We start from the raw sequence: 14319 nt of genomic DNA, 5'->3' as shown, positions 1-14319 counted from the left end.
ACCCAGAGGGGCGCGGGGAACTGCGCGACCAGCCCCCACGAGCCGCAGTCGCCGGACTATCTGCTGAACCGAGTTCCTAGGCGCTCTGAAGCCTCTTCGTCCGCAACAGAGAAGCCAGCGCCGCCGCGAACTCCACCGGCTCCACAGGCAACGTCACAGCCGCCTCAGCCCGGCTCCAGGTAGCCAGCCACGCATCCTGCGGCCGCCCGATGAGCAGCAGCACCGGCGGGCAGTTGAACACCTCGTCCTTGATCTGACGGCACATCCCCATGCCCCCCATGGGCACGGCCTCACCGTCCAGGACGCAGACGTCGATGCCCCCCTTGTCCAGCTCACGCAGCACCGCGGCCGGAGTCGCACACTCCACGAACTCCACCACAGGCACATCCGGAGCAGGCCTCCGTCCCGTCGCCAACCTCACCTGCTCGCGGGTGTTGGAGTCGTCGCTGTAGACCAGCACCGTGGCGGTCGGCTGCATTGTTCCTCCGTGACGTCAGCGTCGTAAGGACAGGCCTGTTGGCCCGGATGCTACTCCCTTGAACACCACGTCAACACCGGTATGAACGGGGAAGACACTCCGAACGGCACCCCCCGGAGTGAGGGCGGGATAAGCGACCGACATAATGTCGGTCGTGGCGACAGCAACGACAGTAGACAAGGGTCACGCGCACCCGTCGGTCAACCGGCCGAACCTCACCAGCGTCGGAACCATCATCTGGCTGAGTTCCGAGCTGATGTTCTTCGCGGCCCTCTTCGCGATGTACTTCACCCTGCGATCGGTGACGGGTCCCGAGTTCTGGAAGGAGAAGGCGGACTTCCTGAACTTCCCGTTCTCGGCGACGAACACCACGATCCTGGTGCTCTCCTCCCTCACCTGCCAGCTCGGCGTGTTCGCCGCCGAGCGCGGTGACGTCAAGAAGCTCCGGGGCTGGTTCATCGTCACCTTCATCATGGGTGCGATCTTCATCGGCGGGCAGGTGTACGAGTACACCGAGCTGGTCAAGCACGAGGGCCTCTCGCTCTCGTCCGACCCGTACGGCTCGGTCTTCTACCTGACCACCGGCTTCCACGGCCTGCACGTGACGGGCGGCCTCATCGCCTTCCTGTTCGTCCTCGGGCGCACGTACGCGGCCAGGAGGTTCACCCACGAACAGGCGACCGCCGCGATCGTCGTGTCCTACTACTGGCACTTCGTCGATGTCGTCTGGATCGGCCTCTTCGCCACGATCTACATGATCAAGTAGCCGGGCCCGATCCCGCGCGCGTTCCACAACGCACCTACCGCAAGCATCGACGCAGAAGATCCTGACACCGGGGTAATCCGTGAAAAAGCTCTCCGCACGACGACGCCATCCGCTGGCGGCGGTCGTCGTCCTACTCCTCGCGCTGGCGTGCACGGGGGGGCTGTACGCCGTGTTCGCTCCCGCGGACAAGGCGCAGGCCGAGGAAACCGCCCAGTCCCTCACCATCGAGGAGGGCAAGAAGCTCTACACCGTCGGCTGCGCCAGCTGCCACGGAACCGGCGGTCAGGGCACCTCCGACGGTCCGAGCCTCGTGGGCGTCGGCGCCGCGGCCGTGGACTTCCAGGTCTCGACGGGCCGTATGCCGGCCGCCACCTCCCAGGGCGCCCAGGTCCCGCGGAAGAAGAACATCTACTCGCAGGCCGAGATCGACCAGCTCGCGGCGTACATCGCCTCGCTGGGCGCCGGCCCGTCCATCCCGACCGAGGAGCAGTACAGCGCCGAGGGAGCGGACATCGCCAAGGGCGGCGAGCTCTTCCGCAACAACTGCGCCCAGTGCCACAACTTCACCGGCAAGGGTGGCGCGCTGACGCACGGCAAGTACGCGCCGACGCTCGAGGGCGTCGACCCGAAGCACATCTACGAGGCCATGGAGACCGGCCCGCAGAACATGCCGTCGTTCCCCGACACCACGCTGTCGGAGCAGAACAAGAAGGACATCATCGCGTACCTGAACGCGGTCAACAGCGATGAGACGGTCAACCCGGGTGGTCTGGAGCTGGGCGGCCTCGGCCCGGTCAGCGAGGGCCTCTTCGCCTGGATCTTCGGTCTCGGCGCATTGATCGCGGTCGCCGTCTGGGTCGCCGCTCGGACCGCAAAGGCCAAGAAGTCATGAGTAGCCAAGACATTCCAGAAGAGAACCTGCCCGCTGAGCAGGACGCCACCGTCGCGGTAGCGGACGAGAAGGACCCCTTCGCCGACCCCGGCCTGCCGCCCCACGAGCACCGGATCCAGGACATCGACGAGCGGGCCGCCAGGCGGTCCGAGCGTACGGTCGCCCTGCTGTTCACGGTGTCGATGCTGGCCACCGTCGGCTTCATCGCCTCGTACGTCGCGATCCCGCACGACAAGTCGATCTTCGTCTTCCCGATCGGTCACCTCAACGCGCTGAACTTCGCGCTGGGTCTGACCCTCGGTGCGGCGCTGTTCTGCATCGGCGCGGGCGCGGTCCACTGGGCCCGCACCCTGATGTCCGACGTGGAGGTCGCCGACGACCGGCACCCGATCGAGGCGTCGCCCGAGGTCAAGGCCAAGGTCATGGCCGACTTCAAGCAGGGCGCCAAGGAGTCCGCGCTGGGTCGCCGCAAGCTGATCCGCAACACGATGTTCGGCGCGCTGGCCCTCTTCCCGCTCTCCGGTGTCGTCCTGCTGCGTGACCTCGGCCCGCTGCCCGGCACCAAGCTGCGCCACACCCTGTGGTCCAAGGGCAAGCTGCTCGTCAACATGAACACCAACGAGCCGCTGCGTCCCTCGGACGTCGCGGTCGGCTCCCTCACCTTCGCCAAGCCGGAGGGCCTGGAGGAGCACGACCACGAGTTCCAGAACGAGATCGCCAAGGCCGCCCTGATGATCGTCCGGCTCCAGCCCGACGACATCAAGGACAAGCGCGAGCTCGAGTGGTCGCACGAGGGCATCGTCGCGTACTCGAAGATCTGCACCCACGTCGGTTGCCCGATCTCCCTGTACGAGCAGCAGACGCACCACGTGCTCTGCCCCTGCCACCAGTCCACCTTCGACCTGTCCGACGGTGCCCGAGTGATCTTCGGCCCGGCCGGTCACGCCCTGCCGCAGCTGCGCATCGGCGTGAACGACGAGGGCTACCTCGAGGCGCTCGGCGACTTCGAAGAGCCCGTCGGTCCTGCTTTCTGGGAGCGCGGATGAGCACTACGACGACCCCCGAGTCCCGCTCTCGCGGGAAGGCACCGGCCGGCGAGCGCGTCGCCGACTGGGCCGACGGCCGGCTGGGGATCTACTCCCTGGCCAAGGCCAACATGCGCAAGATCTTCCCCGACCACTGGTCGTTCATGTTGGGTGAGGTCTGCCTCTACAGCTTCATCATCATCATCCTCACGGGTGTGTACCTGACGCTGTTCTTCCACCCGTCGATGAACGAGGTGGAGTACCACGGCAGCTACGTCCCGCTGCAGGGACAGCTGATGAGCGAGGCGTTCAGCTCGACCCTGCACATCTCCTTCGACGTGCGCGGTGGTCTGCTCATCCGGCAGATCCACCACTGGGCGGCGCTGATCTTCCTCGCCGGCATGTTCGTGCACATGATGCGCGTGTTCTTCACCGGCGCGTTCCGCAAGCCGCGTGAGATCAACTGGCTGTTCGGCTTCCTGCTGTTCGTCCTGGGCATGTTCACCGGTTTCACCGGCTACTCGCTCCCGGACGACCTGCTCTCCGGTACGGGTGTGCGTTTCACCGAGGGCGCGATCCTGTCCATGCCGATCGTCGGCACGTACATCTCGTTCTTCCTCTTCGGCGGCGAGTTCCCGGGCGTCGACTTCGTGGCCCGCTTCTACTCGATCCACATCCTGCTGCTGCCGGGCATCATGCTCGGCCTGGTGGTCGGCCACCTGATCCTGGTCTTCTACCACAAGCACACGCAGTTCGCGGGCCCCGGCAAGAACAACAAGAACGTCGTCGGTATGCCGCTGCTGCCGGTCTACATGGCCAAGGCCGGAGGCTTCTTCTTCCTGGTCTTCGGTGTCATCGCGGCCATCGCGGCGGTCGCGCAGATCAACCCGATCTGGGCGATGGGCCCCTACCGTCCGGACCAGGTGTCCACCGGCGCCCAGCCCGACTGGTACATGGGCTTCGCCGAGGGTCTGGTCCGCTACATGCCGGGCTGGGAGATCAACCTCTGGGGCCACACGCTGGTCCTGGGCGTGTTCATCCCGCTGGTGCTCTTCGGTGTGGTCCTGATGGCGATCGCCGTCTACCCGTTCATCGAGTCCTGGGTCACCGGCGACAAGCGCGAGCACCACATCCTGGACCGTCCGCGCAACGCCCCGACGCGTACCGCGTTCGGTGTCGCCTGGATCACCGTGTACATGATCGGCCTGGTCGGCGGTGGCAACGACCTGTGGGCCACCCACTTCCACCTGTCGATCAACGCGGTCACCTGGTTCGTCCGGATCGGGTTCTTCGCCGGGCCGGTCCTCGCGTTCATCATCACCAGGCGGATCTGCCTCGGCCTGCAGCGCCGGGACAAGGACAAGGTGCTGCACGGCCGCGAGTCGGGCATCATCAAGCGCCTGCCGCACGGTGAGTTCATCGAGATCCACGAGCCGCTCAGCCAGGACGCGCTGCACACCCTCACCGCGCACGAGCAGTACAAGCCGCTCGAGATCGGCCCGACGGTCGACGAGAACGGCGTCGAGCGCAAGGTGAAGGGCTCCGAGAAGCTGCGCGCCAAGCTCAGCAAGGCGTACTTCGGCGAGGACGGCCAGATTCCCAAGCCGACCGTCGAGGAGTACAAGGAGATCACGAGCGGCCACGGCCACCACTGACGCTCCGCTGGTAGTGCCGCGTTTGGTAGTGCCGCGTCGTGTTGGTTGTCGTCTGCGGCTCCGTCGTGGCTGGTCGCGCAGTTCCCCGCGCCCCTGAAGGGGCGCGGTCGAACCGCGACCTTGCCAGGACTGCTCAGCCACGCCACGGTTGAAGGGCCCCGTCCGGTGTTCGGACGGGGCCCTTCTTCGTGCCCCCGGGCTGGATAGGGTGGACCCGTTGAGACTCGCGTCCCGTAGTGCGGGACACCATCTGACCCAGGAGCGGCTTATGAGCGCTGTGACCCCCGCTGGAGGCGACACCGCGGCGGGCCGTTCCTGGCCCCTGCTGCTGAACGGCTTGCTGGACGGCCGGAACCTCACCGCCGACGACACCGCGTGGGCGATGGACGTGATCATGCGCGGCGAGGCGACGGACGCGCAGATCGCCGGGTTCGTGGTGGCGCTGCGGGCCAAGGGAGAGACCGTCGAGGAGATCGCGGGTCTCGTCCGGACCATGTACGCGCACGCGAACGTGATCGAGGTGTCGGGTCCGACCGTCGACATCGTCGGTACGGGCGGCGACGGCGCGAAGACGGTGAACATCTCAACGATGTCGTCGATCGTCATCGCCGGCACGGGTGCCAAGGTCGTCAAGCACGGGAACCGGGCGGCGTCCTCGGCATCGGGCGCCTCGGATGTGCTGGAGAAGCTCGGCGTCAATCTGGAGCTGACGCCGCAGCGGGTGGCGGAGGTCGCGGAGGAGGCCGGGATCACCTTCTGCTTCGCGGTGAAGTTCCACCCGTCGCTGCGCCATGTGGCGGCCGCGCGAGGCCAGTTGGGCATCAGGACCACCTTCAACGTCCTCGGTCCGCTGACCAACCCGGCGAAGGTGAAGGCCCAGGCGGTCGGTGTGGCGGATCCGCTCATGGCGCCGATCGTCGCGGGCGTCTTCGCCGAGCGCGGCAACTCCTCGCTGGTGTTCCGCGGTGACGACGGCCTCGACGAGCTCACCACGACGTCCACGTCCCGGGTGTGGGTGGTGCGCGACGGCAAGGTGACCGAGGAGACCTTCGACCCGCGCGACGTCGGCATCGACCTGGTGCCGGTGGAGGCGCTGCGCGGCGCGGACGCGTCGTACAACGCCGACGTGGCGCTGCGCCTGCTGAACGGCGAGACGGGGCCCGTCCGGGACGCCGTACTGCTGAACTCGGCTGCCGCACTGGTCGCGTTGCACCCGACGGACGCCCCGCTCACCGAGCAGATCCGGGCCGGGATGGCGAAGGCGGCGGAGTCGATCGATTCGGGGGCGGCCAAGCGGACGCTCGACCGCTGGGTGGCGGTCAGCAACGCATAGCGCGGGAGGGCGGTCCCGTAATTCGGACACGAGTTGCGGGACCGCGATCACTTCACGTACGTTCCTGTCCAGGTCATGAGTGACAGTCATGAGGCCCCGGCCGACTGTCCGGCAACCCTCCGTCCGTGGCGGGGTGCCCCGGGTGAAGACCAGGCCGTAGGCAGCGAGGTCTACGGCAAGCGCGGACCCCTCGCGCGCTTTTTGAAAGCGTGAGCCCAGGGGTCCTGGGTCGTCGAGGAGTCTTCCGTGAGCAAGCGAATGCGATAGGGCCGCAGAGCCCCGCCTCCGCATCCCCCTTTCACCCTTCCCATGCTTGAGCCGTCCTGCTGTGGCGCGCTCGCGTGGTGAGTTCCGTCTGCCTTCACGGGAGTTCAGCCATGTCCGTCTCCACCGCTGCCGCCGTCCAGTCCGTTTGCTCCCCGCTGCCCGTTCTGGGCCGGGATGTCACCGTCCCGCTCGTCACCGGCGGCGAGGTCACCTACGCCGCGCTCGACTACGCCGCCAGCGCGCCCGCCCTCCAGCGCGTCTGGGACGACGTGGCGGCCTACGCGCCGTACTACGGCAGTGTCCACCGCGGTGCCGGCTACCTCTCGCAGCTCTCCACCGACCTGTTCGAGAACGCCCGGAGGACGGTCGCCGAGTTCCTCGACTGCCGGGCCGACGACCAGCTGATCTTCACCCGCTCCACCACGGACTCGCTCAACCTCCTCGCAGCCGCCCTCCCGGCCGACTGCCAGGTCTTCGTCTTCGAGACCGAGCACCACGCCTCCCTGCTGCCCTGGCGCGACGCCCGTGTCACCTACCTCAACGCGCCCCGCACCCCGCGCCAGGCCGTCGCGACGCTGGAGCGCGCCCTCGCCGACCGCGACCCCTATGGCCCGGCCCTGGTCTGCGTCACCGGCGCCTCGAACGTCACCGGCGAGCTGTGGCCCGTACGCGAGCTCGCGGCCGCCGCCCACGCGCACGGCGCGCGGATCGTCCTGGACGCCGCCCAGCTGGCCCCGCACCACCCGGTGAGCATCCGGGACCTGGACGTCGACTGGGTCGCCTTCTCCGGCCACAAGCTGTACGCCCCGTTCGGCTCCGGTGTCCTGGCCGGCCGCGCCGACTGGCTGCGCGCGGCGGAGCCGTACCTCGCGGGCGGCGGCGCCAGCCGCAAGGTCGCCCGGCGCGAGGACGGGGGAGTGGACGTGGAGTGGCACGAGAGCGCCGCCCGCCACGAGGCCGGCTCCCCGAACGTCATCGGCGCCTACTCCATCGCCTCCGCCTGCAAGGCCCTCGCCGAGGCGGGCTTCGACAGCCTGGTCGCCCGCGAGCAGTACCTGATCGAGAAGGTGCGGGCAGGGCTCGCCGAGGTCCCCGAGGTCCGGATCCTTTCCCTCTTCGGTGACGACGCCCCCCGCGTCGGCGTGATCTCCTTCGTCGTCGACGGCTGGAACAGCTCCCACTTCGCCGCCGCGCTCTCCGCCGAGTACGGCATCGGGGTGCGCGACGGCCTGTTCTGCGCCCACCCGCTGGTCCGGACGCTGCTGGGCAGCGACCCGCAGACACAGGGCGAGTGCGGTGCTCCGGAGGCGGCGCCCGGCGAGAAGTCCCTCAACGCGATCCGGGTGAGCTTCGGGGCGGGTACGCCGGACGAACATGTCGAGCGTTTCGTGAAGGCCGTACGCGAACTCGTACGGGACGGCGCGAAGTGGAACTACCGCACGGAGGACGGGCGTTGCGTCCCCGCGGTCTGAGCATGTGACCGTGGAGTACGTCGTACGATCCTCCCCGTCCGCCGGTCGGCGATCAAGCGATGGGGGAGTCGTGCACGTGCTGCGGCAGTCGGATCCGCGCCGGATCGGCCCGTACCGGGTGGTGGGCAGACTCGGCGCGGGCGGCATGGGCGAGGTGTATCTGGCCGAGTCCCGGTCGGGGCTCCGACTCGCCGTCAAGGTGGTGCGCACCGAGCACGCCCAGGACCGCATGTTCCGGGCCCGCTTCCGGCAGGAGGTACGGGCCGCACGGACGGTCGGCGGCGCCGGTACGTACACCGCGCGTGTCGTCGACGCCGACACCGAGGCCGAACGTCCCTGGATGGCAACCGAGTTCGTCGAAGGGCCGAACCTGCGGGACGCGGTGCTGGACCACGGACCGCTCCCCGAGGACGCGGTCCTCACCCTCGCGGCGGCGCTCGGCGAGGCCCTCGACGCGATCCACGGCAAGGGCATGGTCCACCGCGACCTCAAGCCGTCCAACATCCTCCTCGCGCCGGACGGCCCCCGCGTGATCGACTTCGGGATCGTACGGGCCCTGGAGGCGACCTCGCTGACCAGGACCGGCACCATCGTCGGCTCGGTCGGCTACGTCTCGCCGGAGCAGATCCGCAACGGCGCCGAGGTGGGCCCGGCCAGCGACGTCTTCTCGCTGGGCGCGGTCCTCGCGTACGCCTCCAGCGGCCGTGAGCCCTTCGGCGAGGGGCAGGACTCGGTGATCCTGCTGCGGATCCTGACCCGGGACTTCGATCTGACCGGGGTGCCGAAGCGGGTGCTGCCGCTCGTCGAGTCCTGCCTGGGCGCCGAGCCGGAGGAACGGCCCACCCCGCGGGCCCTGGTCGAGGCAGCGGGCCACACCGGGCGCTCACTGCGGGACAGCACCCGCCCGGGTTGGCTGGCTTTCACCGAGGACAGTCCGGAGGGCGACGAACGGTGGCTGCCTGACCGGGACTCCGGGAAGGACCGGAGCCGCGTCGAGTACGTCGCCCCGGCCACGGTGGTCAGTGAGCCTTCGGCGGCGGATGTCCCGACCGAGCCCGGCGGCACCGAGCCCGCCGCCACCGTGCGCGGGCCATCGCGGCGCCGCCTCCTGGCGATCGCCTCGGGCGGCCTGCTGGCCTCGGGGGCCGGTGTCAGTGGCTTCCTCTTCGCACGGGAACCCGGTGGCGGGCCCTCCGGCAGCCGCGCCTCGAAGTCGCCGTCCGCGAAGCGTAGTTCCGCTCCTGCGCCGACGGTGGCCTGGCGGTACGAGAGCGGGCAGCTGGATGCGGCGGGCGGGCCGTGTGTAGGCGTGTCGCCGGACGGCGGCGTGCTGTACACGGCCGTCGACAGCGGCACCGTGTGCGCCGTTTCCGCCGAGGGCGAGGAGCTGTGGCGGAACAGCCTCCAAGGGGGAGGGGCGTCGACGCCGGTCGCCACCGCGGACGCGGTCTTCTGCACCACGTATGGCGGAGACGAGGAAGCCCCCTGGTCCCTGCTCTGCGCGGTGGACCTCGAGGGCCGGCTCCTGTGGAGCAGGAACCTCGGAGAGCACGGCTCCGTCCCGGTCCTCGCCGGTGACGCCGTTGTCGTGGGGGCGGGGGGTACCGACGCGGGCGAGATCCGGGCCTACTCCGCCGACGGCAGTGTGCGGTGGCGCAGAACGACTCCCGCCGGAGTCACCAGCGACCCGCTGGTGGCCGGCGGTGTGGTCTACGCGGGCACGTACGCCGACCGCCTGGTGGCCCTGGACGCCGCCGACGGAACCATGCTCTGGACCGTGTCCGCCGGGGCCGACGTCAACAGCCCCACCCTGGTCGGCGGGCGGACCCTGGTGACCACGTCGGGCACCGAGTCGCGGCTGCACGGATTCGACCTGGACGGCAACAGGATCTGGAGCAGCGCGGAGCTGGGCGAGGCGGAGGGATGCGTCGCGGTGGGTTCACTGGGTGTCGTCGACATCGGGGGCACTCTTACGGCGATCAAGGCCGACGGCTCCGAGGCATGGACGTACCAGAGCGGCACGGACTGGCTCCCCGGACTGGCCGTCGCCGGCGAGACGATCTATGTGCAGACCGACAGCGCCGTCCACGCCGTCGGACTGGACGGCAAGCGCCGCTGGTCGGCGCCGGTCGACACCTCCGAGTCCATGGTGGCCCCGGCGCCCCACGGCACCCGCCTCTACGTCAACACACCCCAGAGCATCACCGCCCTGGACCTCAAGGCATAGCTAGCTGTCCAGCCCGATCGCGAACGCCGCCTCCAGGTCGTGCTGCGAGTACGTCCGGAACGCCACGTGCGTGTCCGTCGCCTCCACGCCGGGGATCTTGCTGATACGGCCAGGGATGACCTCGGCGAGGTCCTCGTGCTGCTTCACCCGCACCATGGCGATCAGGTCGTACGTCCCGGTGACCGAGAAGACCTCGCTGACACTCTCCAGCGAAGCGATCCGCTCCGCGATCTCGGGAATCCGGTCCACGCTGGTCTTGATGAGGACGATCGCGGTGATCACGGCTGGTTCTCTCCCTCGGAGGCCGGAGCAGGGGCGGCCTTCACTCTAGTCGCCCGCCCGTCGCCCACCACCGCCCTTCCCAGGCCGCGCTACGCGCCCTTCCCTTTTCCGAACCGGGCCCACGCGAAGCCGAAGCCCACCGCGAAGCCCACCAGGTGCGCCAGATACGCCACCCCCGGACCCTGGTCCGCCCGCCCCGCCGCCACCCACTGCAGGGCCACCCAGAACGGCAGCACGACCCACGCGGGGAAGCGCAGCGGCAGGAAGAGCAGGAACGGAAGCAGGCTTGTGACGCGCGCCCCGGGGAAGAGGAACAGGAACGCGCCCAGGACCGCGGAGATCGCCCCGGACGCGCCGACCAGGGACTGGCCGGAGTCGTCGTTGGCGGCCGCATAGCCCAGCAGGGCCAGGTAGCCGCAGCCCAGGTAGAAGAGCGTGAACTGGACGCGGCCCATCCGTTCCTCGGTCATCACGCCGAAGACGTAGAGGAAGAGCATGTTGCCGAGCAGGTGCACCCAGCTGCCGTGCACGAAGAGGGCCGTGGCAGGGGTGAGGACGGCCCGGGGCGCCCCCTCGAAGAGCTCCGCGGGAACCACACCCCAACGGTGGAAGTAGGCCCGCTGAGCGGCGAGCAGCCCCTCGCCGGAGCCGTACGCCGGATTGAGCCCCGCCGCCGGGCCGGTCAGGAAGAGCAGACAGCACAGGGCGATCAGCCCGTACGTCACCGGCGCCGACGACCGGAAGACGGACCGGCCCGATCGGCCCGATCGGCCCGCCCTGCCGAACCGAGTCCCGAAATGCGCCACGCTCCAGTTGCCGATCATGAACACAGAGCATGACGTAACGGGACGCACGCGCACAGACCGCCTCGCCGCCCGAGACGGACAGGCGGCGAGTACCCGCCAGGCCGTAGGGTTACGAGCCACACGCACCCGGGAGCCCGGGGGCGTCACGGACAATAGAAGGCCTAGAAGGAAAGAGCACGGTCACGATGACGGTTCCCCTGCCGACCGCCACGACGCGGTGGCGTTGCACCCTCTGCGGCAACCTCACGCGCTTCGACGTGACGCGCTCGTCCAAGGTCGTGGAGTACGTCCACCTCGATCTGGCCGGTGAGCCCAAGGTCGAGGAGCGCGAGGTGCTCAGTGAGACGATCGAGTCGGTGCGCTGCCGCTGGTGCAACGCCGTGGACAAGGTGGAACTCGTGGACAGGCCGGGCGCCGGCTCCTGACGGGAGCCGGCCCCTGTACAGGTGATCCCCGCGGGGATCCCGCACAGGCATTGGGGTGTGACGGATGGTGGAGACACAAGGCGGGGGGCCGGGCGACGGCGCCGCTGAGGTGCTCGACCGTCCGCTGCCCGACGCCGTACGGCGCAAGGTCGTCCAGATCGTGTCCGACGGCTTCGGCGGGCTGACCGTCGGTGAACTGCCCGCGCAGCTGCGGCAGTACGCCCGGTTCGCACCGAACCGTCGGGCCAAGTTCGCCGGCAACGCCATGGCGGCGGCGCTGGAGACCGATCCGCTGTTCCGGCAGCGCATCGGGGAGAAGTTCAGAGAGGCCCAGCCGGAGCTCTCCGGCGCTCTCGACACAGGCTCGGCGCCTCCGGCCGCGGATCCGCTCGACGTGGCGGCCGCGGCCTATGTTCTGCGGCCCACCGGCTGGGTCAAGCTGGTCACCGCGGCCGGCGAGGAGGCCCTGCGGGCCGACGCCGAGCGCGCCGACGAGGAGAACCGCGCCGAGCTGGAGCGGCTGCGCGAGGAGCTCGCCCACGCCCGGGAGCACACCCGGCACGAGACCGAGCGGCTGCGCACCGAACTGGACGCGGCCAAGAAGGAAGCCGAATCGCTTCACCGAAAGCTGCGCTCCGCCCTCAGTGACGTCAAGCGCGGCGAGGCCGCCCTGCGCAAGATCCAGGGCGAGATCGAGGCCGTGCGCGCCGAGGGACAGGCCCAGCTCTCCGCGGCCGAGAGCGAGACCCGGCGGCTCAAGGCGCGGCTCGGGGAGGCAGAGTCGGCCCTGGAGGCCACGCGCAGAGCGGCCCGCGAGGGGCGCAGCGTCGAGGACATGCGCGTACGGCTGCTCCTGGACACCCTGCTGGACGCCACCCAAGGGCTGCGCCGCGAACTGGCGTTGCCGCCGGTCTCCGTACGGCCCGCCGAGACCGTCGACGCGGTCGAACCGGGCCGCATGACCCCGAAGGACATCGCCGCCCGGGCCTTGTCCGAGAACGACCCCGCGATCCTCGACCAGCTCCTCGCCCTGCCGCAGGCCCATCTGGTGGTCGACGGCTACAACGTCACCAAGACCGGCTATCCCCAGATGCCCCTGGAGAAGCAGCGGCTCAGGCTGCTCGGCCAGCTATCCCAGCTCGCCGCGCAGACCGGCGCCGAGGTGACCTGTGTCTTCGACGGGGCCGAACTGGCCGCACCGGTGCTGCTCGCGCCGCCGCGCGGGGTGCGGGTGCTGTTCTCCAAGCCGGGCGTGACCGCCGACGAGCTCATCCGCCAGCTGGTGCGCGCCGAGCCGCCGGGCCGGCCGGTCATCGTCGCCTCCACCGACCGCGAGGTGGCCGACGGGGTGGCCCGGGCGGGGGCGCGGCCGGTGGCTTCTGCGGTGCTTCTCAAGCGGCTGTCCTGAATAGGCCAACGTGCAGGGTCAATGCCCGAATTGACGGAACCGTCACGCAACGTAGTGTCAAACGGGCGTCACATCATGTGAGTTGTGTGCAAAGAATGCATGGCGTGACGAGAATTTTCTTCTGAGGATTTGATCTGATCACAGGAGGGTCACTAGTGTCAGCCACCGAACCTCCGAGCGGGTGATCACTCAGAAGAAGGGTTTCACCTCCGTGGCGTCCCACCGTCGACCCAAGCAGCCGAGCCGTGCACGCGTGACCGTGCTGACCACCGCTGCCGCTGCTGCCGTGGCCATCAGTTCTCAGGCCGCCAACGCGGCCCCCAGCGAGAAGCCGAGCAAGGACGAGGTCAAGGCCAAGGTCGACAAGCTCTACGAGCAGGCCGAGCACGCCACCGAGGAGTACAACGGGGCCAAGGAGAAGCAGGGGAAGCTCCAGAAGGAGATCTCCACCATCCAGGACAACGTCGCCCGCGGCCAGGAAGAGCTCAACGAGCTGCGTGACGCGATGGGCCTCGCGGCCGCCGCCCAGTACCGCACGGGCAGCATCGACTCCTCCGTCCAGCTGTTCCTGTCGTCCGACCCGGACGACTACCTGGACAAGGCGTCCACCATGGACCAGCTGAGCGCCCAGCAGGTCGACCAGCTGAAGAAGATCCAGGACAAGCAGCGCGAGCTCGCCCAGCAGCGCGCCGAGGCCGCCGACAAGCTCAAGGACCTCTCCTCCACCCGCGACCAACTGGGCAAGAAGAAGAAGGAAGTCCAGGCCAAGCTCGCCGAGGCGCAGAAGCTGCTCAACACGCTCACGGCCGCGGAGAAGGCCGCCATGGCCGCCGAGGAGGAGCGCGCCAGCCGTTCCTCCGCCGAGCGCGTGGACCTCGGCAACACCGGCGCCGCCTCCGGCCGCGCCATGGCCGCCTTCCAGGCCGCCCAGAGCAAGATCGGCTCGCCCTACGTCTACGGTGCCTCCGGCCCGTCCTCCTTCGACTGCTCGGGCCTGACCTCCTGGGCCTTCGCCCAGGCCGGCGTCTCGATACCGCGCACCTCGCAGGCCCAGGCCAGCTACGGGACGCGCATCTACAGCCAGTCCGAGCTCAAGGTCGGCGACCTGGTCATCTTCTACGGCGACCTGCACCACGTCGGCTTCTACGCGGGCAACGGCCAGATCCTGCACGCCCCGCGTACCGGCACGGTCGTCCGCTACGAGTCGATCAACAACATGCCGTTCCAGTTCGGCGTCCGCATCTGACCCCGGTCGTACGCCTCCAAGATCAACACAACGTGCC

The 14319-nt window shown here is 69.2% G+C and carries 12 protein-coding genes, 1 pseudogene and 1 riboswitch; of the genes and pseudogenes, 10 read left to right on the top strand and 3 right to left on the bottom strand.

Features of this window, described 5'->3' with window-relative positions:
• Positions 1-76 precede the first annotated feature (76 nt).
• Positions 77-478 (bottom strand): hypothetical protein, encoded by a 402-nt coding sequence (locus ACQEV2_RS11270; RefSeq protein WP_433039200.1) that lies wholly within the window; start codon positions 476-478, stop codon positions 77-79.
• A 145-nt stretch (positions 479-623) separates the two neighbouring features.
• Here ACQEV2_RS11270 and ctaE point away from each other — a divergent pair, with 145 nt between their 5' ends.
• The 7 genes from ctaE (at position 624) to ACQEV2_RS11235 (ending at position 10115) form a co-directional block, all read left to right on the top strand.
• The gene (gene ctaE, locus ACQEV2_RS11265) at positions 624-1244 is read left to right on the top strand and encodes an aa3-type cytochrome oxidase subunit III (protein ID WP_398821717.1); all 621 of its coding nucleotides are present in this window, start codon (positions 624-626) and stop codon (positions 1242-1244) included.
• A 79-nt stretch (positions 1245-1323) separates the two neighbouring features.
• On the top strand, positions 1324-2136 hold the full coding sequence (gene qcrC, locus ACQEV2_RS11260; protein WP_433039199.1) for a cytochrome bc1 complex diheme cytochrome c subunit: 813 nt from the start codon (positions 1324-1326) through the stop codon (positions 2134-2136).
• Positions 2133-3182, top strand: a complete 1050-nt coding sequence (gene qcrA / locus ACQEV2_RS11255) for a cytochrome bc1 complex Rieske iron-sulfur subunit (protein WP_433039197.1) — start codon at positions 2133-2135, stop codon at positions 3180-3182. The genes qcrC and qcrA overlap by 4 nt, the downstream gene beginning before the upstream one ends.
• Positions 3179-4816, top strand: coding sequence for a cytochrome bc1 complex cytochrome b subunit (gene qcrB, locus ACQEV2_RS11250; protein WP_433039195.1), 1638 nt, complete (start codon positions 3179-3181; stop codon positions 4814-4816). Before qcrA ends, qcrB begins: the two co-directional genes overlap by 4 nt.
• Positions 4817-5084: 268 nt before the next feature.
• On the top strand, positions 5085-6149 hold the full coding sequence (gene trpD / locus ACQEV2_RS11245) for an anthranilate phosphoribosyltransferase (protein WP_433039193.1): 1065 nt from the start codon (positions 5085-5087) through the stop codon (positions 6147-6149).
• Between the two features lie 71 nt (positions 6150-6220).
• A riboswitch (SAM riboswitch) is annotated at positions 6221-6337 on the top strand.
• Positions 6338-6526: 189 nt separating this feature from the next.
• Complete coding sequence (locus ACQEV2_RS11240) at positions 6527-7888, top strand: aminotransferase class V-fold PLP-dependent enzyme (RefSeq protein ID WP_433039191.1); 1362 nt, start codon at positions 6527-6529, stop codon at positions 7886-7888.
• Between the two features lie 76 nt (positions 7889-7964).
• Positions 7965-10115, top strand: a complete 2151-nt coding sequence (locus ACQEV2_RS11235) for a protein kinase domain-containing protein (protein WP_433039188.1) — start codon at positions 7965-7967, stop codon at positions 10113-10115.
• On the opposite strand, the gene ACQEV2_RS11230 is transcribed toward ACQEV2_RS11235, so the two are convergent.
• On the bottom strand, positions 10116-10397 hold the full coding sequence (locus ACQEV2_RS11230) for an Lrp/AsnC family transcriptional regulator (RefSeq protein ID WP_391682670.1): 282 nt from the start codon (positions 10395-10397) through the stop codon (positions 10116-10118).
• A pseudogene (locus ACQEV2_RS11225) lies at positions 10394-11221 on the bottom strand (rhomboid family intramembrane serine protease). Before ACQEV2_RS11225 ends, ACQEV2_RS11230 begins: the two are co-directional and overlap by 4 nt.
• A gap of 167 nt (positions 11222-11388) precedes the next feature.
• Here ACQEV2_RS11225 and ACQEV2_RS11220 point away from each other — a divergent pair.
• The 3 genes from ACQEV2_RS11220 (at position 11389) to ACQEV2_RS11210 (ending at position 14282) form a co-directional block, all read left to right on the top strand.
• On the top strand, positions 11389-11628 hold the full coding sequence (locus tag ACQEV2_RS11220) for a hypothetical protein (protein ID WP_062702813.1): 240 nt from the start codon (positions 11389-11391) through the stop codon (positions 11626-11628).
• A gap of 64 nt (positions 11629-11692) precedes the next feature.
• Positions 11693-13036, top strand: coding sequence for an NYN domain-containing protein (locus ACQEV2_RS11215; RefSeq protein WP_433039185.1), 1344 nt, complete (start codon positions 11693-11695; stop codon positions 13034-13036).
• Positions 13037-13247: 211 nt separating this feature from the next.
• On the top strand, positions 13248-14282 hold the full coding sequence (locus ACQEV2_RS11210) for an NlpC/P60 family protein (protein ID WP_433054357.1): 1035 nt from the start codon (positions 13248-13250) through the stop codon (positions 14280-14282).
• The last annotated feature ends 37 nt before the right edge of the window (positions 14283-14319 follow it).

Source organism: Streptomyces sp. CA-251387, assembly GCF_050936625.1.
Classification (GTDB): domain Bacteria; phylum Actinomycetota; class Actinomycetes; order Streptomycetales; family Streptomycetaceae; genus Streptomyces.
The sequence above is the reverse complement of the archived record's forward strand: the minus strand, read 5'-3'. Positions and strand labels throughout refer to the sequence as shown.